Below are 19,931 nucleotides of genomic sequence, written 5' to 3' on the forward strand. Positions count from 1 at the left end.
GATCGCCCGCGAAGCTGTCGACCACGAGGGGCCGGGTCATCGCGCGGCCTCCACATCCGCCACCACAGGAGCCGGCGCGTGGCCGCCAGGGTCGCCAGGCCGCGGCTCGAACGCTTCCGGCGCCCGCGCCTCGATCTCGGCCAGGAGCCGGCCGGCGAGGCCCGCCGGCTCGCCGCTCTCCAGCTTCGTCAGAGCGGCGCGGATTGGCGCGAGCGGCACGCCGTGCTGGAGCGCGATCGACAGGATGACGGCGATGTCGCGCGCGTCGTCGGTCATCGCGGAGGCCAGCTTGTCGCAGTCGAGAAAGATCTCGGTGACGGGCGCGCCGGGGGCGGCCCAGCCGAGGCCGGCGGTGTAGCGGGTGCCGACCGGATCGTGCGGGCCGCGGGAGAACACGAAGTCGAAGACCTCGTGCTCGCGGCGGTTGGGCAGGCGCTCGCGGGCCATCACACCAGCCCCTTCTCGACAGCGACCCGCTCGGGCAGGCTCAGGGTGTGGGTGGCCTGCCCCGCGTCCGGCTCGATCTCGCAGGCGGATTTCGGGATCCAGACCGCCTTCTCGCGGTCGCCGTCCGTCGAGACGAGGACGGCACGATTGGTCTCGTGGTGCAGGCGCACGGTGAGGTCGACGAGGTCGGAGCGCATCACCGCACCTCCGCTGCCATCGCGACCACGACCGGCCCCATCACCGTCCCGGGCCGCCGCATCGCCGGCCAGTGCGCCAGCACCGGTGCGCTGCAGCGGACCAGCTCCGCCGCCCGGCTCTGCCGGACCACGACCTCCCGGCCCGCCTCCAGCGCCTCGACGATCGGGACGAGCTGCTCGCCGTGCCGCTCGAAGATCTCGGCCAGCACCTGGAGCCGGCGCAGGTCGTCCCGCTGCGCCCGCACATGCGCGATCACCTGTCGGGACTTGCGGTGAGTGCCCGGGAAGGCGCCGACGAGGCTCGCCTGCCAGTCCACGGCTTGAGCGAGCACCCCGCTTTTGCCGTCGGCCTCCATGCGGGCGGCGGCAAGGCTGGGCCAGTCGAATTCGCGCAGGTCGGCGATGGCAGGATCGATCATCGCGCCACCCTCCCGGCAGCAATGGCGGCCATCAGGCTGCGGATTTCGGCCTGCCCGCTGTCGGGCAGCGCGCGGTAGGCCCGCAGCAGCTCGCGCTCCTCGCGCGACGGCTCGATGGCCGCGGCATCCGCGAGCAGGTCGCCGACATCGACCTGCAGCGCGGCCGCGAGCCGCGGCAGCACCTCTTTCGGCACCCGGTGGCCCCGCTCGAACCGGGAGATCGCCCCCGGCCCGTAGCCGATGGCCCGCGCGAGCTCGGACTGCAGGATGCCCAGCCTGCGGCGGCGGCGCTGGATGCGCTCGCCGAGCGAGCGCGGAGCCGTGGCCGTGGTCATGATGATGGGCTGCATCAGGCGTCCTCGGGCTGAAGGTGGCGGTCGTCGGCGCGCGCATCGGCGTCATCGAGGAGGCGCTCGAGCTCCGCAGCGATGGGCTGAAGGCCGTCGCGCTGGCGGTCGGTCAGGCGCTCGCGCCAATCCTCGAAGGCCTCGCGGCCGGCCCGGGCCTTCTCGCGGGCGACGCCGAACAGCTTCGGTTCGCTCGCTTCAGGCTGGCTCGGCGGAGGCGCGAGGGCCGGTGAGGGCGTCCCGCCCCGCGCCCACGCCGCGAGCTTCTGCCCGCACGCCTCGTCGATGGGCTGACCCTGCGGGAAGAAGCCCCGGTGCTGCTCCTGCACCTTGTGCGGCAAGTCGAAGCGCGGCTTGCCGGGCGTGTCCGGCGAGAGCGTGAAGCTCGCCGTCATCTCGTACATGAACCGCTTCTCGCAGATCGGCATCCAGCCGAGCGGGCGGACCTGTGTGCGCCCGCCCTCGCGGACGATCTCGATCTTCTCGTCGGCGCGCAGGCAGAAGATCAGCGTGGCGCGGCACTGGAGCAGCGCGCCCATCATGCGCTTGTGCGCGAGCTTGGGCTCCTTCCAGTTGCCGGGCGACTTCACGCCCGTCTCGGCGAGGTCGTCGGCCCAATCCATGATCCCGCCCTCGCCGTCGTATTCGTGGCTGAAGCTGTCGAGGATCACGACCTCGGCGCCGGCGACCTCGGCCGCGCGGATGCCCTCGACGAAGCGCTCGGGCCGGAACGGCGGGCGCATGTCGGCATGCAGGAAGCGGTGCTGGTCGGCGTAGTGGAGGCCGCGCCGGGCCTCCGTATCGATGAAGGCGATCTTGCCGGACGGCGAGATCCCCTCGGCGAGGCGCAGCGCGCTCTTGGTCTTGCCGCTGCCACTGGCGCCAGCCAGGGCGATGAGGAGCGAGACCTGCTCGCGGACGGCGGGAGCGAAGGTGAAGCTCACGCGGCATCTCCCATGTCGACGGGGCGCCACGGGCTCTGCGTGATGTCGTAGGACACCCCGGCGAGGGTCGGGTCCGCCTCCTCCCGCTCGGTCCAGCGGTTCGCGGCCCACTCCGGGTATTCGACGCGAAGGATCTGCGCCGGGTAGCCCGGCCACGTCTTTGTCGCGCGGCAGCGGTTCCAGAGGTGGAGCGCAGCGCTGACCTTCCGGGCGCCGATGCCCATGCCGACGTTGTCGGCCTCCGCCACCGCGATGGCGTGCTGCGGCGCCTCGTTCTCGACGAACAGCCAGCGGAAGCTCACCCGGCCCGCGAACCGCGGGAACAGCGTCGCGAGCGCGCGGACGTAGAGGGCGGCCTGCACCTCCATGCCCATTGCCTCGACGCGCCGCCCGAGGCCCTGCGGCGCGGCCGGCTGGTCACCCGTCTTGACGTCCCAGATGATGACCCGGTTCGCGCGGAACTCGACGCGGTCCATCATGATCCGGACCCACGCCCCGGTCGGGTCGCGCACCACCGCGACGACCTCGGACGGCGCGTCGGCGAAGCCCTCACAGTCCGGGATCTCGGCGAGCTGCGCGGTCACGGCCTGCGCCATCGCCTCGGCCTGGGCGAGGTCGGGCGCGAGGATCGGGCAGAGCCCGTCCGCGTAGGCGTCGGCGCGTTCGGCCTTCGCCTTGGCCGTGCGGTAATCGTCGGCATCGATGACGACGAGGCCGGTGCCACGCCCGAGGATCAGCTTGTGGGCCGCAGTGCCGATTTCCTTCGCGCGGGTCGGATCTCGCTCAATTCCGTCCGAGCCGAACCGCGGATGGGCGAGCCATGCGTGGCGCGGGCTGCGGTGGATGAGGAGGTCTGCGATCGACGAGCTCAGGCTCGGCTCGGGCGCTGGATCGTCGTGGTAGATCTCGGCCGGCATGTGGAAAAGGCCGGGCCCGGGCACGCGGCCCGCGGAGTGGGGGCGGATGTCCATCACTCGGCCGCCTCCAGGAAGGGGCTGGAGGCGCGCGCGGCCGCGGCGACCTCATCGGCGGTGCGGGTGCGCATCAGCAGGCAGCGATCCACGACCGGCGCCGCAGCGAGGGCGGAGCTCCAGCGCACCCAGACGTCCTCGCCGTCGAGCGCCCGGACGATGCCGCGGAGGTCTTCCTCGCCCTCGGCATCCGCCAGGGTGACCTCATCGCCGACGGCAATCAGCGTTTCGGCGAGGTCGGCGGACTCACGGCGTGCCATGACGTCCTCGCCATACCCCTCGACCTTCGCGAAGATCAGGTTCGGGTCGTTGTGACCTGCGAACTCCACCACGGCCCGCACGAGGATCACGTCCCCGCGCACAAGCGTCTGGTCGGCAGGAATCGGCATGGATCAGTCCTCCTTGGTGGGGCTGGTGTCGGACCCGGCCCGCGCCTGCAGGCGAGCGATGCGGGCCTCGGTGGCGAGGGCGAGCTGGCGGGCGCTAGCGTCTTCAGCGCGGGCCGCGGCCGCGATGCGCTCCAGGCGGTCGGCGGAGCGACGTGCCCGCCGCTCGGCCGGGGTCTCGGGCTCGGCCCGGCGGGTCACGAGCGGCTACTGCGGCTGGACGAGGCTCTGGATCTGCGGCTTGGCCGCCGCGAAGGCGCGGAGCAGCCCGTCGTAGGCCCGCTCGTGCGCGGTCACCCAGGCCAGCCCGGTCACGAACAGCGCATCGACCGCGATCGTGCCGAGCGCCTTGGTGCCGTAGACCAGCCCGGCGGGCTGGATGCGCGGATAGGTCCCGGCCGGGATCTCGCCGTAGGTATAGACCGGCTGCCCGCGCGCATCCTTGGCGGTCGTGGTCATGTCGCGGTCGTCCGTGCCGGCGAGCACGATGCGGTCCCCCTGCGCCTGGGCATCACCCTTGATGAAGGAGGCGTTGAGCGCGCCGACCCAGAGCATGCACTGCACCTGGGAGCCGTCCGCGACCGCCGAGAGCGCGCGCACGCCCGACCGGGTGTCGATCTGGATGGGGGCGTAGCGCGTCTTGTCGGCCAGCACGAAGGCGTCCCAGGTCGTGCGACCGCCCGAGCCGTCCGGCCCGACCGCGACCGTGGTGGCCTTGGTGAGGTCGACCACCCGCTTGATCCCGGCCTGCCGGTTGCAGAGCAGGTGCGCCTGCTCCTGATAGAGCACGCCCGCCCGCTCGAGGGTCGATAGCGCCTGAGCGTTGCGGGCCGAGTAGACGAGGAGCGCGTCGGCCTGGACGAAGGCGCCGTCGCACTGGCCCGCCACGATCTTGTCGAGATTGTCGAGCGAGCCCTGGGTTGGGATCACCTCGAGCTGCACGCTCGAGGCCTTGCTCTTCAGGAGGTGGCCGGCGCGGAAATAATGGCCCGCCTCGCTGCCGGTGCAGAGGCGGAAGGCCGGCGGCTCGGCCGCCTGGGCGGCGCAGGATGCGAGCAGGGCCGCGGATACGAGAAGCAGCGATCTCATGGGGATCTCCGGGGGTGGGGTGCGAGCCGGCCGAGCCCGGGCCGGCAGCGGGTCAGGCCCGGGGCGGAGAGCGACGGGCGAAGAGGCGGGAGAGGCGGAGCGCGACGCGCACGCTCAGGACGATGACCGTCCCGAGCCCGATCAGGGCGAGGAGGTCGGTGGAGCGGGAGAGGACGGCCCAGATCACAGCCACCTCCCGATGGCCGCGAAGCTCGCGGCGATCACGACGAGAAGCCCGGCTCGGGCGGCGATCTGGGCGGCGGCCCGGCAGCGGCGGTCGAGCGCGGCGAGGCGGAGAGCAAGGCGCATCCGCCCCTCCTCACCCGCGGGTCGCGACGCCGACGCACGCGGGCGTCAAGCGGGTGAAGGGCAGCACGTCGGCGGGCGCCTTCTCGGCCGGACCCACGACGCCATGGCGCCGGGCCGCGTCCTCCAGGCTCGCGGGCAGCGCGTCCCGCTCATCGTCCCGGTCGATCAGGTCGACGACCTTGCCGAGCGCCATCGCAGTGACGTTGCGGGCGACCGGCGTCAGCGGGTCGGTGATGTCGAGCTCGTAGACCTCCCGGAGCATCGAGCCCTGGCGCTCGTCGGCTGCAAGGAACTCCGCAATCGCAGTGAGGCCGTTGTCGACGATGGTCTCCTCGATCCACTTCCGGCCCGAGGCATCGACAAAGTGAGCAAGGTAGGTGCGAGGCGGCTCGCGGCGGCCGAGCAGGGCAACGAGGTCGGGTTGGGGGCGGGTGAGCACTGCGGGGCTCCATCGCGAGAGGCGATGGACGGAAACTAACTGCGGTTATTTTACCGCGTCAAGAGGCTTGCGGTATAAAACCCGCGAAAGCGGGTGCAACCCCGCACGGCGGAAAAAATGCCATTCCACCGCGGCCGGGACGCTTGACACGCAGCTCAAAAGAGAACGAACTAGGGGCATATGACGCAGAGGAACTTGGAATGTGCGGGCGCAATGATGCGTCAGGCGGCCTATCTGAATTGCGGTATAAGCTCAGGGTGCGTTGTTTGTCATGTATGGACGAGACATACCCGATTGTATCACTTGGAATGCAGCGCAGAGATGCTGCTACAATTGACAGGCGAGTGAGAAAAATGGCAGAGAATATCCCGTTTGAATGCCATAGATGCTCCGGCAAATCTTCTCAGCTAGTAGCTTATTTCGAAAGTCCGCCCACTCGGCTGGCCTGTTAAAGCTTGTTCAACACGCTCCGAGCCCAAGCCAGTATCCGAACTTCGCGTCCATCGTCAGCCTCCATGCTGTGGGGAACCACGATCGGCTTATAGCGCGACACTGTCGAGCGCGGGTGAAACTCGTACCGGTCCTCATAGACCTCCAGTTGCTTCACTGAGCGCTCTACCAAGTGCCCGCCTTCTCGGCTTTGCTGGACAATCACGACCATTCCGGTGTGGAGTGCAACACGACCATGCAACCCTTCAAAGTCTAGAGCCACAACGCGATCGCCGCGCAGAATTGGTCGCGGCGTGAGAGCATTCATTGAGTCCCCGCGTACGTCGAAGGCAACCTGCTGCACCCGTGGGTATTCGCTATCGGGTGGAAGAAAGATGTCTTCGGGCGGGACATCTATGAATTCTGAAATCTCGCGGTAAGATCCCGCCTCGACAAAGCCGCCATATAAAACGCGAACCGCCGGCTGTGTCGCTTGGACGATCTCTTCTCCACCTGCTGCAGAAGAGATAGAGGTTGATCCAGAGCTAGGCGCCTTGGCTGGCTCCTCAGGGCCTGCTCCGGCAAAGAGCCAGACAGATGTCGTACCCAGGACCGGCGCGAGCGCATTCAGTGTCGCCGTGCTGACCCCTTGGCGGCCATCCTTCTCTAGAGCACGGCGCAGATTGCGGATTGCGTCGGGCTTTCCGGCCTTCTCCGAAGCGGCACGCTCCGACAGGCCGGTGGCCTCCAGCCGGCGCTCTATCCGCTCCAAAATCTCTCGTAATTCCATGGCGGTAGAATGACCGCCAACACGGCCGTTTGCGAGCGGTAATAAGGCCGTTGACATCCGCGGTATTTGTACCGATGCTGAGTGCGTTGGATCGGACGCCTCGGTATGAATGGCAGAGAAGACATCCTTCGCTTGGCAGGCCTCTACGGCTCCGCGACAGGGCTGAAGCGGACAACCGTAAGCTGGCGCCTCTTCCAGGACACTAACAAGCTCGACGTTATCGCAAGCGGCCGCGATCTGTATCTCGGGCGCTACGAGCGCGCGATGCAATTCTTCTCCGATCATTGGCCGGATAATCTCCCGTGGCCCGATGACATCCGGCGCCCGCCGAAGTCAGCGGCACAGGTAGAGGCCGCGCTGGCCGCTTCCTCTGCTGCCTCGATGGCGGAGGCGGCGCCGTGACTAAGCACCGCTTCACCGTCGATCGGACAGCAATCCATCACATCGTCCGCATGTCAGGCGATGCGGGCTCGGGTTGGTCGTGGGGCCAATCACGCTTCACGGACCGGGAAGACCGCTTGATCGAAGATCAGCCGAAGCGTGGTCTCGGTCGCTTGCGTCACCTTCTCAAGCTCTTCTTCCGTCAGGTGCGGGTTCGTCATGGCGTTGACTAGACCATCAGCGGCGAGCGCGACGCTCGCCAGCCAGTCGGCCGGATGCGCCGGATTGGCCGCGCGTGCAGCGTGCATGGCCAGGGCGCGCACCGCGGCGCACAGCGCGAGCCACCGAGCCTCATCGGTTTCCGTCATCAGCCGCTCCATCGGGTTGGTTGGCACTTCCGATGGTAGCAGCGCCGGGCGGCGTTCCGACCTGTTCCGCCGCCCGGCGTCTGCAGTTGCTGTGGGAGGCGCCTGATGCGCGCCCTCCCGCAGGAGATTGGCCCGCTTCGCGTCGCCCCGATCGGCAATCGCGCTCGCGTGCAGATCCCCTCCGCCGGACCCTTCGCCGACGGGCAGCTCACGCGCACGGAAGCGGTGCAGCTGCGCGCTTGGCTCGACCGCTTCCTGGACGGCGACGCCGTAATGGCGAGCGGCGGCGGCCCGCACCAGAGCGGTCCGCGCCTCGTCCGCGGCCTCAGCGCCGACGGCGACCGACCCGTGTTCGAGAAGGCCGGCGATGCGCTCAGCGGCGGCACCAGCCCCGCACCAGCCCAGCGTCTTCACTCGTCCAGTCGCGGCGAGGCGTGAGCCGTCATGCGCTCCTCCTCCGCCCCCGAGACCCGCCGGTCCAGCAAGCCTGGCCCAGCCGGCAGCGCGCCCGGTCCGGCTACGACCGGCCCCTGTCCGTTCCGGATCGGGCGCAACCCTCTTCGCGGAGCTCAGCTCAGCAATTCTGTTCGCGCCGGCCGCCCGGCCCGCGCTCCGAGGCCCCGGCCGGCGTTGGCGTTCCCGGCTGGAGCACTGCCCATCGTGGGCGTTTCCTCCCTGACTGGCCCCCTCTCCCGGTGCGGAGAGGGGGGCTTTTTGGGGCCGCAATTCCGACGTGCCGCGTTCGGCGGCGCGTGCGCCCGCGCCATCAAGGTCTCTCGCATCGCTGACCGCGCGGGCGCTCCCCTGTTCCTGGTCTCGCGTGACCGCTCGCCGGCAAGCATCGTCGGTCGCGCGCGTGTTGTCCTGCGTATCCCTGTCCACCTCCTGCATCTCGAAGCTCCTTTCGGTTCGACGCTGTTGAACCACAGGAGCCTTCCGACGTGCCGGGAAAACATACCGAGGGCTCGGAAAAGTATTCCGAGGGCGGTCGCATGACGACGGTCGATCAAGCCTCTCAGCTTCTGCGAGAGCTCGCCGAACCGCGGCCGGTCGGCGACACCGTGAAAGCTGCCATCACGCGCGCCGCGCGCGCGGTCTCTGCCGTTCTTCAGGAGCCGATGAGCTATGGCCGTGCCGAGGATATCTGGCGGCGCGAGGCTCGCCGGATCGACGCCGCCGAGATGGACGCCATCCGGGCCGCGCATGCCCGCCGCGCCGGCGAGCTTCGGACCGAAGTTCAGAAAGCTGCGGCGTTGGCTCAACGCCTTGAGCGCCTGGTTGCCCAAGCATCTCCTGCTTCAAGCGGCGAAGATCTTGAGCAGATCCGGTCTACGGCAGATGAGGCGTGGAAGGCGGCGCGTACGCTTCGCCGTCTTGCTTCGGAAGCGCGCGGAGCGTGATCGACGATGACGGACTTCGTCGATTTCAGGCCCTCCGAATTCACGCCGCCCGAGACAGGCCGGCCGGCGCCGACCGATGGTCGCGCGGAAGGTCAGCGATGACCCGCGCCCGCCCCGAGCACCACATCCAGGCCGCCATCGTGGCGCGCCTGCGCGGCAGCTTCGATGCCATCGTGGCTGCGGTGCCGAACGGCGGCCGGCGCGGCAAGCGCGAGGCGGTAGAGCTGCGGGCGGAGGGCGTCGAGCCCGGGCATCCCGATCTGATCGCCTACGGCCGCGACGGCCGGGTCCTGCTGCTCGAGGTCAAGGCGGCCGGCGGGTCGCTCAGCGCGGCCCAGCGGCGCCTGATCCCGAACCTGCGCGAGCGCGGCTTCCCGGTCGCCGTGGTGCGGGACATCGAGGGCGCGGTGCAGGCGATGCGCGAGGCTGGGTTCGGGCCGCGCCGCGGGCCTGCGCCCGAGCCGGCGACGGAGTTCTGACCGTGGCGGCGCTCCAGTCCCATTCCGAGGCCCGTCATGCCCGCAGCCCTGCCCGCGTCGGGGGATCGGCGCAAATGCGGCTCGGATTGAAGGGCGAGAAGAAGCTGCGCGAGGACGAGCAGCTCTCCAAGCAGTACCGGGCCTGGAAGCGGCAGAAGCTTGAGGCGCTGCTCGCCGGTCCTCGCGGCGAGGAGATCCGCGACCTCGATCGGTTCATGCGCCGGATGGGCTTCGCCGACGGGCCGGCGTTGATCGCCCGCGTCGAGGCCGCGGCGTGGATCCAGGAGATGGACGGCGACGCCCGCCACGATCTCCTCAGCCTGATCGGGCGGCGCATCGCCCTGATGCGGGAGCGGAACGGCCTCGAGCCCTTCAACGACGGCGTGCCCGGCGACCCACCCCGCGCCTTCGAGCGGATCAAGGGGATTCTCGGATGTCGGTGATCGCCCCCGCGGGCGGCGCGGCCGTCATGGCGTCGCGGCGCGAGCCGCCGGACAGCCTCGATTTCTTCCCGACGGCGCCGTGGGGCACGCGCGCCTTCGTGCGCCACGTCCTGCCACGCCTGTCGCTGCGGCCGATCGCGAGCGTGTGGGACCCGTGCTGCGGCGCGGGACACATGGCCGAGGTGCTGCGCGAGTCAATTCCCAACGTGCACGCCTCAGACGTGTTCGACTACGGCTGCGGGTACGTGGTCGCGGACTTCCTTGATGCTGCGACACTGCCGCCGCGGGACGTCGAGGCGATCGTGTTCAACCCGCCGTTCAATGTGGCGGCCGACTTCGTGCTGCGCGCGCTCGACCTCGCGCCCATCGTCGCCTGCCTGTGCCGGACAGCCTGGAACGAGGGCGCGGACCGCTACAAGCGCCTGTTCAGGCGCCGGCCGCCCACGTTGTTCGCCCCCTACGTCGAGCGTCTTCCGATGCATCGCGGCCGGTGGGAGCCGAACGGCACGACGGCGACCGCCTACGCGTGGTTCTGCTGGAGCACCTTCGTCGAGCCGCAGCCGATCCTGCACATCCCGCCTGGCTGTCGGCGCGCGCTCACTCGTCCCGATGACGCCGCGCGCTTCGGCGCGCAGACCACGGCACCGCTGCTCGTGGCCGCGGAGTAGCGCCATGACGCCCTTCCGCGCCCTGCCCGTCTTCCGTCCTGGCCTCGTCGGCGTCCACACGCGCGGGGCGGACGCGGTGCGCCTCTCCGGAGCGCTCGTCGGCGTGCCGGACGCCTATCCGGCCGCTGTGGCGCTGGGCGATCCATCCATCCCGGCGCGGCGCGCCCGCGCGCTGCGGATCCTGGAAGGGCTGCCGGCGCGCCAGCGGGAGCGGATCCTGGCGGCCTACGAGCGAACGGGGCAACGCGCATGACGGCGTGGTCGCCCCAGCAGGATCAGGCCCTGCGCGCCGTCAAGGCGTGGCTCAAGAGCCCGGGCCGGGCGCCGTTCTACCTCGGCGGCTACGCCGGGACCGGCAAGACTACGCTCGCCCGGCACCTTGCCGAGGGCGTCAAAGGCGATGTGCTCTTCGCCGCCTTCACCGGCAAGGCTGCGCTCGTCCTGCGGGCAAAGGGCTGCACCGGCGCCAGCACGATCCACTCGCTGATCTACCGGCCGAAGCCGCGCCGCGACGGCAGCGTGATCTTCGTGCTGAACGAGGACAGCCCCGTCGCATCGGCCGCGCTCGTCATCGTCGACGAGTGCTCGATGGTCGGTCCTGAGCTTGGCCGAGACCTGATGAGCTTCGGCACCAAGGTGCTCGTGCTCGGCGACCCCGCGCAGCTGCCGCCCGTCGACGGCGCTGGCTATTTCACGGGCGGCGACCCCGATTTCATGCTCACCGAGGTGCATCGGCAGGCCGCGGACAACCCGATCATCGCGATGTCGATGCGCGTGCGCCAGGGCGGGCGGCTCGACGCCGGCGCCTACGGCGAGAGCCGCGTCATCCAGCGCGCGGCGCTCGGCCAGCGCGCCGTGCTCCGCGCGGACCAGATCCTGGTCGGTCGCAACCAGACCCGGCGCGGGCTGAACGCGAAGGTGCGACAGCTCTACGGCCGCGACCCGGCCGGCCCGGAGATCGGCGACCGGCTCGTTTGCCTGCGCAACAACAAGGACAAGGGCCTGCTCAACGGCGGGCTCTGGGAGGTCGCCGACGTCGCGCAGAACGACGGCGCCACCGTCGAACTTGAGGTCATGCCGGACCACGACCCGGACGCCGTGCCGGTCCCGGTGGAGGTACGCAGCGAGTTCTTCCACGGCCAGGAAGAGGCGCTGAGCCCGAAGCAGCGCAGAGGCTTCGACGAGTTCACGTACGGCTACGCGCTCACCGTGCACAAGGCGCAGGGCTCGCAGTGGAATCGCGTGGTGCTGTTCGACGAGAGCTGCGCCTTTCGCGAGACCGCGCAGCGCTGGCTCTACACCGGGCTCACGCGCGCGGCCGATGCCGTGACGGTGGTGCTGTCATGAGGGCGCGGCCCGCCCTCGACCCGGAACGGGAGCAGGCCCGTGGGCTGCCGCTGGGGCGCGCCGACTTCGCGGCGTTCCGGCGCCGCGGCGTCGAGGGCCGGCATCTCGCCTGCGCTCGGCATGGCGTCGACCTGGTGCTGCGCGACCTCGTGGTGTTCGGGAAGCGACAGCGCTTCGGCTTCGCGCGGCACGACGGCGGCGAAGGGCCGGGCGCGGTCGAGGCCTACACGATCCCGGCCCGGGACGCCGGCGGAGCGCTGGTCGACGTCGTGGCCTGGGATCCCGCCGCAGGCCGCCTCGCGACGTGGCTCGGCGTGGTCGGCATGCTCGGCGAGGACAGCCTGTGGCGCCCGCTCGCGGACAAGGAGCCGCTCGTGGTGCACCGCGACCCCGTCGGCTGGCTGGCGGCGGGCTGGCGCGGCGTGGTGGTGATCAACGACGCCCTTGCCCGGCCTGCGCTCCTGGGAGCCGGCACGCTGCTGACGCAGGACATCGCCCACGGCGAGGCCGTGGAGGCGATGCTCAGGAAGGTCAGGATGCCCCGCATCCTGGTCGAGGCACCATGATGACGGCGCCGATCGACCTCGATCAGGCCCGCCGGGCTAAACGGCTTCGTGATGCCGGCGCCCAGGGTGCCGGCGGCGCGTCGGGATCGTCGGACCTTCTGCCGGTGATCAAGGTGGTGGCCTCCGAGCTGCCGCGGGTCGTCGACGAGGCCGAGGACGCCCTGATCGAGAGCGGGGCGGCGGTGTTCACCCGCGCCGGCGCGCTGGTGCGGCCGGTCGTGGAGCCGACCCCGACCGCCAACGGCGGCCTCGCCCTCGTCGCCAAGCTGAAGCCCCTGACCGCAGATTCCCTGGCCGACATCCTGGCCCAGGTCGCCAAGTTCCAGCGCTTCGACGGGCGCGCCCAGCGCTGGGTGAACATCGATCCGCCCGACAAGGCCGTGGCGATCCTGCTGTCGCGCGAGGGCCGGTGGCGGCTTCCGCCGATCTCCGGCATCACCACGATTCCGACCCTGCGGCCCGACGGCTCGCTGCTCGACGAGCCCGGATACGACCCCGCGACCCGGCTCTTCCTGATGCCGGACGAGGCCGTGGTCATGCCGGCGATCCCGGAGCGGCCGAGTCGCGCCGAGGCGCAGGCCGCGCTCGCGCTTCTGCTGGAGCCCCTGCAGGAATTTCCGTTCGTCGGGCCCGTGGATCGCGCCGTGGCACTGTCCGGCATCCTGACCGCGATGCTGCGGCCCACGCTGCCCTCGGCGCCCTGTCACGGGATCCGGGCCTCCTCCGCGGGCACCGGCAAGTCGTATCTCGTCGATCTGATCGCCGCCATCGTCACGGGACGGCCCTGTGCCGTCATGGCGGTCGGGCGCACCGAGGAGGAGACCGAGAAGCGTCTCGGCGCGCTCCTTCTCAGCGGTACGCCCCTGATCTCGCTCGACAACGTCAACGGCGAACTCGGCGGTGACGCGCTCTGCCAAGTGACGGAACGGCCGGTGGTCAGGGTGCGCATCCTGGGCCGGTCCGAGGTGCCGGAGATCGAGTGCCGGGCGGCCGTGTTCGCGACGGGCAACAATCTGACGCTCGTCGGCGACATGACGCGGCGGGCCGTGCTGTGCCGGCTCGACGCCGGCGTGGAGCGGCCGGAGCAGCGGGAGTTCGCGTCGAACCCGATGCAGGCCGTGATGGCCGACCGCGGCGCCTACGTGGCCGCCGCCCTCACCATCGCCCGGGCCTACCGCGCCGCCGGCGCGCCGCGGGTCTGCGGCCCGATCGGGTCCTACGGGGCGTGGTCGGACACGGTCCGCTCGGCGCTGGTGTGGCTCGGCGAGGCCGACCCGGTCGCGAGCATGGACATCGCGCGCGGCGAGGATCCCGAGCGCGCCGCGCTGTCGGAGCTCATCACGGCCTGGGGCGAGCACCTCATCGAGGGCGCCTACTACGCCACCGGCGACATCGCCGCGGCCGCGCAGGAGACCGGCACCGACGGGCAGCCGCTGCGGCCGTCCTTGCGCGAGGTGCTGATGCGCCAGGCCGGCAAGGGATCCGCGATCTCGACCCGCAGCCTCGGCCGCTGGCTCACGGGCGTCCGCGGCCGGGTCGTGGCCGGCATGCGCATCGAGATGGTCGCCGACGAGAAGCGGGGCAATCGCTACGCACTCTGCAAGGCGCCGGAGGAAGGGAGGTGAGCACGCGCGAGTGGGGTTTCTCGTGGGGTTTGTGGGGTTTCGAAAAATGTAACCCCACCGGAAACCCCACGGAAAATCTGACGATGGGACAGGGGTTTATGGCTGATTTGGGGGTTTTCGGGGTTTTTTCGCCAATCTTCACGCGCGACCTTTCCTGCGCACGCGTAAGAATGAGAAAAAAACCCCAATAACCCCCAAAGCACCTCTAAGTCTCTGACACATCAGCAGATTTTGGTGTGGGGTTTCTCGACAAAAAACCCCACCCTAACCCCCCAAAACCCCACCGAAACCCCAGGACCGGACCGGTGCGCCACCGCCGTTCCAGATGAAGAACAGTAGGTAGTTCAGAGACATAGAGGAGATCCTGATGCCCGACATTGACACCCAGTCCCCCGGCCTCGCCGGCCTGGCTGCCCGCATCGTCGGCGCCTACGTCGCCCACAACGCCGTCCCTGCCGCGGAACTGCCCGGCCTGATTGCGAGCACCCACGCCGCGCTGCAAGACCTGGGTAAGGCGCCGGAGCCCGCGCCCGAACCGCTCGTCCCGCCTGTGCCGATCCGCAAGACCGTGACGCCGGACGCGATCATCTCGTTGGAGGTTGGCAAGCCCTACAAGACGCTCAAGCGGCACCTTGCTGGACGCGGACTGACGCCCGAGCAGTACCGAACCAAGTGGGGCCTGCCGCCGGATTACCCGATGGTGGCCGCGAACTACGCCGCGCACCGGTCGGAACTCGCCAAGAGCTCGGGTCTCGGCCGTGGCTCCGCGCAGGCGCATCTTGGCGGCCGTTCGGGGGCGACGGCTCACTGACCCCCAGCCGCCTATCGAGAGTTCAGCTAGCGGTGGGGCCTCTGCGCCACCGCAGCCCCACTCAGCAGGGAGAGACGTGATGATCGACGGCAGCACCCTGATCGGCTGGGGCTTCAAGCCGGGCAAATGGTTCAAGGCGGGGATCGCCAAGGCAGCCGAGATGGAGACCGCCGGCGCCCGCCAGGACGAGATCATCGCGGCGCTCAAGACGATGAGCGAGGTGGACGATCAGTCCCTGCCGGAAGTCGGACCGGCGTCTCTTGCGCCCATTCGGCGCGAGAATCTGGAGGTCCTCGACCCGCCGATCACCATCTTCGGTGAGCACGACGAGAAGACCGTGCGTCAGATCGAGCGCTGCATGGGGCTGGGCAGCGCTGTGAAAGGCGTACTCTGTGCCGACGGCCATCTCGGCTACGGCCACCCGATCGGTGGTGTCGTCGCCTACGAGGACCACATCTCGATTTCGGGCGTGGGCTTCGACATCGCCTGCGGGAACATGGCGGTCCGTCTCGATACCCGCTACGCCGACATCGCGGACCAGGCGCCCTCAATCCTTGCCGACATCGGCCGCACGATCAGCTTCGGCGTAGGGCAGAAAAACAACTTCAAGGTCGACCATCCCCTCTTCGAAAGCGACCTGTGGGACCACGCCATCGGTGCCAAGGAGATGAAGGGGAAAGCGCGGGCACAACTCGGCACGGTGGGCTCGGGCAACCACTATGTCGACCTGTTCGAGGACGAGGAGGGCTTCGTCTGGATCGGTGTGCATTTCGGTTCGCGCGGCCTCGGGCACACCATCACCACGAAGCACCTCGAACTCGTTGATGCCAAGGATGGGATGGAGGTGGCCCCAGCACTGGTACCGGTCGAGCACGAGATCGGGCAGAGCTACATCGCTGGGCTCGACCTCGCCGGCCAGTATGCCTATGCGGGCCGCGAGTGGGTGGTGGAGCGCGTGCGCCGGATCATTGGCGGCGCCATCACCGATACTGTCCACAACCACCACAATTGGGCTTGGCGCGAGCGCCACAGCGGCCGGGACCTGTGGGTGGTGCGCAAGGGGGCGACCCCAGCATTCCCGGGCCAGCGCGGCTTCGTCGGCGGCTCGATGGGCGACAACGCCGTGATCTTGGAGGGGACCGAGAGCGAGAAGTCGCGCGAGAGCCTCTATTCGACCATCCACGGGGCGGGCCGGATCATGTCGCGCACCGAGGCGCGTGGGCGCTTCGTGCGTGACGAGCGCGGCAAGAAGATCCGCCAGCCCGGCCGGGTGCGTCACGACGAGTGGCAGGCCTGGATCCGCGAGCGCGGGGTGCACCTGTGGGGCGGCGAGATCGACGAGGCGCCCCAGGCCTATCGGCGCCTGCCCGAGGTGCTGGCGCAGCACGAGGGCACGATCCGGATCCTGCACACCTTGCGCCCATTCGCCGTCGCCATGGCCGGCGAAGGCGAGTTCGACCCGTACAAGGACTGAGGAGCCCTAAGCGCGCGTGAGCCTGCAGGAGAGCCCCGGAGCGGCCGGCGGAGGCGGCGAGGAGGCGCCCGAGGTGGCAGAGCCTCCCGAGCGTGCTGATCCGCTGCCTGCGTGGACCGCCAAGGACATCGAGCGGTGGGTCATCATCCCGCTGCGGCTCCTGCGGGAATCCGCAATCGCCACCGGACCTGGCGCCGCGCTGCTTTCGGCTGACCTCGAGCGGCCCGGCGCCAGCTTCGATATTCTGGGGTTGGCCCGCACGGTGCTGACCGACAAGGACGAGCTCCTGGCGCTGAAGACTTACGCGCGGATCCGGGCGGCCGGCGGGGACGCGGAGGCCTCGATCGCGGAGTGGTGCCGTGAGAAGGGCTGGAACGAGCGCACCTTTCACCGACGGCGCGTGCGGGCTTGTGAGCGGCTCGCCGCGGCAAAGAACGCGGCGAGCCTGGCCGAACGCGAAAATCGGTTTGGGGTCAGGACTCAATCAGCTTGACGGTGAGAGGCGGCTGTCAGTGACTCTCTGCCTGTCCTGCCCGCTGCTGCATGCCTCATCCTGCCGCCCGACAGCGTGGTCCTGGCTCAGGATGAGAGAACCGCGGCAGAGAACAGCGGCCGCGACGAAGAGCTCGCCAGCGAGCCCCTGTTTGGCTTCACCGAAGGCTCCGACATGGGCGAGCCTGGCGAGAAGGAACCGGAGCTCCTGGCGCAATCGGCTGTCCGTGGTGATGCCCACGGGCAGGTGTCAGACGAGGACCGGTGGCCCCCTCCGGCTGACCGACCCCCGTCCCTTTGCGAGGAGTCTCGCTGGCGGCGCGGGGACGTGCGGGGGAGACACCCGCGCCGACCGATCGCGATGTTACTCCCGGCTCCTCGTCGCGCGCCAGTAGCTCGCCGGCCGACCAATCAGTTCCGATGGATCGCGCAGGAGGCCACCAGCGGCCGATCGTGCCTGTCGAGTCCCCGCCCCGGCACCGCCGGCCCCCTCAAACGCCGCCTGCGACTCTCCTGCGGCCCGGGGCGGGCGTCCAGGCGCATCGGATCGCGCGGGCGGACTTGCGCTCGGCGGTCACCTCGACGCGGAGCAACTCCTCCGACGACCGGCAGAGTTCAGCCGCCTGACGGTTCCACTCCGTGATCGTCTCTTCGACCTGCCGCAGCACCTCGGCGAGGTTGGGGTCCGTCATGACCGGTTGCCATCAATCGTTGGGGCAAGGCCCACGAGTCGATGTCCGGTTGCTCGTCTGGTTCCGCTGCGCCGGTTGACGGTCACCTCTGCCGCGTCCTCAACAAGCGATCGACAAGCTTGAGCACGGCGCGCCATAATGCTCCCGATAACGCGGATGAGCAGATAATAATCGCTTTTTTAAGGCGAGGTCAGGTTCTATAGAATAAATCTATAATCTAAGTGCTTATAAGACAGGCGATGGGATGATATTATTGCAGATTGCGAAGAAGAATGTGACTCCAGCGAGGAGAGCGGTTGGAACGGCCATCAGGGGCTGAAAACAAGAAAAGCCCGCCATAGTAAACCGGGCAGGCGAAGGCAGCTCGTAGACAAGTGGCACTAGAAGTACACGCCTCAGGCGGCGAGGCAATCCTGCCGTTTGGACTAGGCCGGCGCGGTTTGCATGTTGCACAGCACCAGCTCATTCACCCAGCTCAGGGCACGCTGGACGTAAGCGCCCGTCGTCGCCGGAAATGCGCCCGCCCGCGTGAGGCCGGCCCCATTCGCATCAGGGCGGCGTATGGAACCCAGCAAATGTGCCTTGAGAGCGCCTGGACGATGAGCGACGCCTCCAAGCGCCGGCCCTTGAAGTCGCTGCGGGCCTGGCGCCTCAGCTTGAGGGCGAGGGCATTCAGGATCATGGGCCGGCTCCGGGATGAGGCGGCAAGCTCTTTCGGTATGCCTAACGACTCGTGAACGTGGGCTCATCCGCGTTTGCGACAGGCCCAAGAATAGCGGATTAGGAGCCGCGCTACTCGCCCTCGCAGCCGAAAACGCCGGACCGAATTGAGAGATGCCGCGACGCTTCTATCACTCCCGCTCGATGGCGCACTTGCGCAGCGCATCGGTCGATGCCTTCGGGATCTGGCGCCGGCGCCTGCTCTTCCTCCTCAGCGGCATCTGCATCGGGCTCGCCGCCGTGCTGATGGCGAAGGCCGCGGATGCGGCACAGGCCGCCTTCAAGTCGATCCTGGCGGTCTCCCCCTTGATCGCGCTCGTCATGACCCCCGCCGGTTTCGGCCTCGGGGCACGGCTCGCCCGCACGGTCTTCCCGAACTCGCAAGGCTCCGGCATCCCGCAGGTGATCGCTGCGCGCCACACCAAGGACCCGCGGTTTCGCCACGCGCTGATCTCGCTGCGCGTCGCCTTCGGCAAGATCGTGGTGATGACGCTCGGCCTCCTCTGCGGGGCCGCTGCCGGGCGCGAGGGCCCGACCGTGCAGGTGGGGGCCGCCATCATGGCGGCGGCGGGTCACCTTTCGCCGAAGCGCTTGCCCGGCCTGATCCTGGCCGGCGGCGCGGCCGGGGTAGCGGCGGCCTTCAACACGCCGCTGGCCGGCATCGCCTTCGGCATCGAGGAACTGGGGCGGACCTACGAGGCGCGTACCACCAGCCTCATCGTGGCGGCGATCGTGGCGGCGGGCCTCACCTCCCTCTGGCTCGTCGGAAACTACACCTATTTCGGCACCACCGACGCGACGCTGGCGATCGGCACCGGCTGGGTCGTGGTGCCGCTGATCGGCGGGCTCGGCGGGCTCGGTGGGGGCCTGTTCAGCCGCATCGTGATCCTGTTCGGCCGCGGCTTGCCGGGCCGGGCGGGCGCGCTGATCGCGCGGCGGCCGGTCGCCTTCGCGATGCTGTGCGGGCTCGGCGTCGCCCTGTGCGGCCTCGCCTCCGGCAGCGCGGTCTATGGCACCGGCTACGAGGAGGCCCGCGCCATCCTACACGGGGACGCGCCCGCGCGCGCTGACTTTGCGCCGCTCAAGTTCGCCGCCACCGTGCTGACCTCGATCAGCGGCATCCCGGGCGGGCTGTTCGCGCCCTCGCTGGCGGTCGGGGCCGGGCTCGGGGCCGAGTTCCACGGGCTGTTCCCCGGCATCTCGATCGGGGCGCTCGTGCTGATCGGCATGGTCTCCTACCTCACCGGCGTGCTGCAGGCGCCGGTCACCTCCTTCGTCATCGTCACCGAGATGACCCAGGACCACGCCATGATGATCCCGCTGATGATCGCTGCGCTCATCGCCGACGCGGCCTCGAAGCTCGTCTGCCGGGGCGGGCTCTACCACGCGCTCGCCGACATCATTCTGGCGCGCGCCGATCCCGCGGCCCCGCCGGTGAAGCCGGCTGCCTGAGCAGAAGAAACTGCTTAGACACCCGGATCGCGTGCCGCAGGCTGCAGAAGGATGCGTTCCAATAGGGCTTGCGCACTGGAACCGCGGAGCTGGAACTGAGCCGTGTCGTTCGCATAAGCGCGGCGTATGGAACCACCTCACGCCGTAGCAACATCAACTCCTGCCTAGCACGGTGAGTATCCCGTCGAGTGGCTGCGGCTTTCCGAGCAGGTAGCCTTGGACGGACCCGACTCGCCCCATCCCTAC

The 19,931-nt window shown here is 69.5% G+C and carries 29 protein-coding genes and 1 pseudogene; 14 read left to right on the forward strand and 16 right to left on the reverse strand.

The features are described from left to right. Nucleotides 1-36: 36 nt before the first annotated feature. From MNOD_RS19925 to MNOD_RS46915, 13 genes are all read right to left on the reverse strand, one after another. Nucleotides 37-447, reverse strand: coding sequence for a hypothetical protein (locus MNOD_RS19925; RefSeq protein ID WP_015930754.1), 411 nt, complete (start codon nt 445-447; stop codon nt 37-39). Then, nucleotides 447-644: a hypothetical protein gene (locus MNOD_RS19930; RefSeq protein ID WP_015930755.1), complete on the reverse strand. Its 198-nt coding sequence runs from the start codon at nt 642-644 to the stop codon at nt 447-449. The genes MNOD_RS19925 and MNOD_RS19930 overlap by 1 nt, the downstream gene beginning before the upstream one ends. Then, nucleotides 644-1,063, reverse strand: coding sequence for a hypothetical protein (locus tag MNOD_RS19935; protein WP_015930756.1), 420 nt, complete (start codon nt 1,061-1,063; stop codon nt 644-646). Before MNOD_RS19935 ends, MNOD_RS19930 begins: the two co-directional genes overlap by 1 nt. After that, a complete protein-coding gene (locus tag MNOD_RS41610) occupies nt 1,060-1,413 on the reverse strand; it encodes a helix-turn-helix domain-containing protein (protein ID WP_015930757.1) in 354 nt (117 codons plus the stop codon). Before MNOD_RS41610 ends, MNOD_RS19935 begins: the two co-directional genes overlap by 4 nt. After that, complete coding sequence (locus MNOD_RS19945) at nt 1,413-2,354, reverse strand: AAA family ATPase (protein ID WP_015930758.1); 942 nt, start codon at nt 2,352-2,354, stop codon at nt 1,413-1,415. The genes MNOD_RS41610 and MNOD_RS19945 overlap by 1 nt, the downstream gene beginning before the upstream one ends. Beyond that, the gene (locus MNOD_RS19950) at nt 2,351-3,325 is read right to left on the reverse strand and encodes a PD-(D/E)XK nuclease family protein (protein WP_015930759.1); all 975 of its coding nucleotides are present in this window, start codon (nt 3,323-3,325) and stop codon (nt 2,351-2,353) included. Before MNOD_RS19950 ends, MNOD_RS19945 begins: the two co-directional genes overlap by 4 nt. Then, on the reverse strand, nt 3,325-3,714 hold the full coding sequence (locus tag MNOD_RS19955) for a hypothetical protein (RefSeq protein WP_015930760.1): 390 nt from the start codon (nt 3,712-3,714) through the stop codon (nt 3,325-3,327). The genes MNOD_RS19950 and MNOD_RS19955 overlap by 1 nt, the downstream gene beginning before the upstream one ends. Before the next feature lie 3 nt (nt 3,715-3,717). Further along, nucleotides 3,718-3,912 carry a hypothetical protein gene (locus tag MNOD_RS19960; protein WP_015930761.1) on the reverse strand — a complete coding sequence of 65 codons (195 nt, stop codon included), beginning with the start codon at nt 3,910-3,912 and terminating at the stop codon, nt 3,718-3,720. 6 nt (nt 3,913-3,918) lie between these two features. Then, nucleotides 3,919-4,800, reverse strand: coding sequence for a TAXI family TRAP transporter solute-binding subunit (locus MNOD_RS19965; RefSeq protein ID WP_015930762.1), 882 nt, complete (start codon nt 4,798-4,800; stop codon nt 3,919-3,921). 52 nt (nt 4,801-4,852) lie between these two features. Next, nucleotides 4,853-4,987, reverse strand: a complete 135-nt coding sequence (locus MNOD_RS50035; protein WP_015930763.1) for a hypothetical protein — start codon at nt 4,985-4,987, stop codon at nt 4,853-4,855. Further along, nucleotides 4,984-5,109 carry a hypothetical protein gene (locus MNOD_RS50040; RefSeq protein WP_015930764.1) on the reverse strand — a complete coding sequence of 42 codons (126 nt, stop codon included), beginning with the start codon at nt 5,107-5,109 and terminating at the stop codon, nt 4,984-4,986. The genes MNOD_RS50035 and MNOD_RS50040 overlap by 4 nt, the downstream gene beginning before the upstream one ends. Before the next feature lie 10 nt (nt 5,110-5,119). Further along, nucleotides 5,120-5,548 carry a hypothetical protein gene (locus MNOD_RS19970; RefSeq protein ID WP_015930765.1) on the reverse strand — a complete coding sequence of 143 codons (429 nt, stop codon included), beginning with the start codon at nt 5,546-5,548 and terminating at the stop codon, nt 5,120-5,122. A gap of 448 nt (nt 5,549-5,996) precedes the next feature. Beyond that, the gene (locus MNOD_RS46915; protein WP_043749067.1) at nt 5,997-6,767 is read right to left on the reverse strand and encodes a S24/S26 family peptidase; all 771 of its coding nucleotides are present in this window, start codon (nt 6,765-6,767) and stop codon (nt 5,997-5,999) included. 132 nt (nt 6,768-6,899) lie between these two features. Here MNOD_RS46915 and MNOD_RS19980 point away from each other — a divergent pair, with 132 nt between their 5' ends. Beyond that, a complete protein-coding gene (locus MNOD_RS19980) occupies nt 6,900-7,169 on the forward strand; it encodes a hypothetical protein (RefSeq protein WP_157091517.1) in 270 nt (89 codons plus the stop codon). An 89-nt stretch (nt 7,170-7,258) separates the two neighbouring features. Here the strand turns inward: MNOD_RS19980 and MNOD_RS19985 are convergent, their stop codons facing one another. Continuing rightward, nucleotides 7,259-7,528 carry a hypothetical protein gene (locus MNOD_RS19985; protein ID WP_043749094.1) on the reverse strand — a complete coding sequence of 90 codons (270 nt, stop codon included), beginning with the start codon at nt 7,526-7,528 and terminating at the stop codon, nt 7,259-7,261. A gap of 93 nt (nt 7,529-7,621) precedes the next feature. Here MNOD_RS19985 and MNOD_RS19990 point away from each other — a divergent pair, with 93 nt between their 5' ends. The 12 genes from MNOD_RS19990 to MNOD_RS49250 all read left to right on the forward strand — a co-directional run bounded on the left by MNOD_RS19990 (nt 7,622) and on the right by MNOD_RS49250 (nt 16,822). After that, nucleotides 7,622-7,954, forward strand: coding sequence for a hypothetical protein (locus tag MNOD_RS19990; protein ID WP_015930767.1), 333 nt, complete (start codon nt 7,622-7,624; stop codon nt 7,952-7,954). A gap of 554 nt (nt 7,955-8,508) precedes the next feature. Then, nucleotides 8,509-8,916 (forward strand): hypothetical protein, encoded by a 408-nt coding sequence (locus MNOD_RS46920; protein WP_157091518.1) that lies wholly within the window; start codon nt 8,509-8,511, stop codon nt 8,914-8,916. Between the two features lie 98 nt (nt 8,917-9,014). Beyond that, nucleotides 9,015-9,395, forward strand: coding sequence for a VRR-NUC domain-containing protein (locus MNOD_RS41620; protein WP_015930769.1), 381 nt, complete (start codon nt 9,015-9,017; stop codon nt 9,393-9,395). A 2-nt stretch (nt 9,396-9,397) separates the two neighbouring features. Further along, nucleotides 9,398-9,838, forward strand: a complete 441-nt coding sequence (locus MNOD_RS20005) for a hypothetical protein (RefSeq protein WP_015930770.1) — start codon at nt 9,398-9,400, stop codon at nt 9,836-9,838. Further along, nucleotides 9,829-10,506: a hypothetical protein gene (locus tag MNOD_RS20010; protein ID WP_015930771.1), complete on the forward strand. Its 678-nt coding sequence runs from the start codon at nt 9,829-9,831 to the stop codon at nt 10,504-10,506. The genes MNOD_RS20005 and MNOD_RS20010 overlap by 10 nt, the downstream gene beginning before the upstream one ends. A gap of 4 nt (nt 10,507-10,510) precedes the next feature. Continuing rightward, nucleotides 10,511-10,759 (forward strand): hypothetical protein, encoded by a 249-nt coding sequence (locus MNOD_RS20015; protein WP_015930772.1) that lies wholly within the window; start codon nt 10,511-10,513, stop codon nt 10,757-10,759. Then, nucleotides 10,756-11,853: an ATP-dependent DNA helicase gene (locus tag MNOD_RS20020; protein ID WP_015930773.1), complete on the forward strand. Its 1,098-nt coding sequence runs from the start codon at nt 10,756-10,758 to the stop codon at nt 11,851-11,853. Before MNOD_RS20015 ends, MNOD_RS20020 begins: the two co-directional genes overlap by 4 nt. Further along, entirely contained in the window at nt 11,850-12,419 is a 570-nt protein-coding gene (locus tag MNOD_RS20025; RefSeq protein WP_015930774.1) for a hypothetical protein, read from the forward strand. The genes MNOD_RS20020 and MNOD_RS20025 overlap by 4 nt, the downstream gene beginning before the upstream one ends. Beyond that, the gene (locus MNOD_RS20030) at nt 12,416-14,044 is read left to right on the forward strand and encodes a hypothetical protein (RefSeq protein WP_050783374.1); all 1,629 of its coding nucleotides are present in this window, start codon (nt 12,416-12,418) and stop codon (nt 14,042-14,044) included. Before MNOD_RS20025 ends, MNOD_RS20030 begins: the two co-directional genes overlap by 4 nt. A gap of 367 nt (nt 14,045-14,411) precedes the next feature. Then, the gene (locus MNOD_RS20035; RefSeq protein ID WP_015930777.1) at nt 14,412-14,855 is read left to right on the forward strand and encodes a Ros/MucR family transcriptional regulator; all 444 of its coding nucleotides are present in this window, start codon (nt 14,412-14,414) and stop codon (nt 14,853-14,855) included. Nucleotides 14,856-14,934: 79 nt separating this feature from the next. Beyond that, nucleotides 14,935-16,329: an RtcB family protein gene (locus MNOD_RS20040; RefSeq protein WP_015930778.1), complete on the forward strand. Its 1,395-nt coding sequence runs from the start codon at nt 14,935-14,937 to the stop codon at nt 16,327-16,329. Nucleotides 16,330-16,345: 16 nt separating this feature from the next. Continuing rightward, the gene (locus MNOD_RS49250) at nt 16,346-16,822 is read left to right on the forward strand and encodes a hypothetical protein (protein WP_043749102.1); all 477 of its coding nucleotides are present in this window, start codon (nt 16,346-16,348) and stop codon (nt 16,820-16,822) included. 490 nt (nt 16,823-17,312) lie between these two features. Here the strand turns inward: MNOD_RS49250 and MNOD_RS20055 are convergent, their stop codons facing one another. Both MNOD_RS20055 and MNOD_RS46930 read right to left on the reverse strand, forming a co-directional pair. Continuing rightward, on the reverse strand, nt 17,313-17,513 hold the full coding sequence (locus MNOD_RS20055) for a hypothetical protein (protein WP_015930780.1): 201 nt from the start codon (nt 17,511-17,513) through the stop codon (nt 17,313-17,315). Nucleotides 17,514-18,096: 583 nt separating this feature from the next. Beyond that, nucleotides 18,097-18,195 (reverse strand): annotated as a pseudogene (locus tag MNOD_RS46930) (IS6 family transposase); the annotation flags it as partial. Between the two features lie 152 nt (nt 18,196-18,347). Here MNOD_RS46930 and MNOD_RS20060 point away from each other — a divergent pair. Beyond that, nucleotides 18,348-19,685, forward strand: a complete 1,338-nt coding sequence (locus tag MNOD_RS20060) for a chloride channel protein (RefSeq protein WP_015930782.1) — start codon at nt 18,348-18,350, stop codon at nt 19,683-19,685. Nucleotides 19,686-19,931 lie beyond the last annotated feature (246 nt).

Origin of the sequence: Methylobacterium nodulans ORS 2060 (assembly GCF_000022085.1) — a bacterium.
Classification (GTDB): domain Bacteria; phylum Pseudomonadota; class Alphaproteobacteria; order Rhizobiales; family Beijerinckiaceae; genus Methylobacterium; species Methylobacterium nodulans.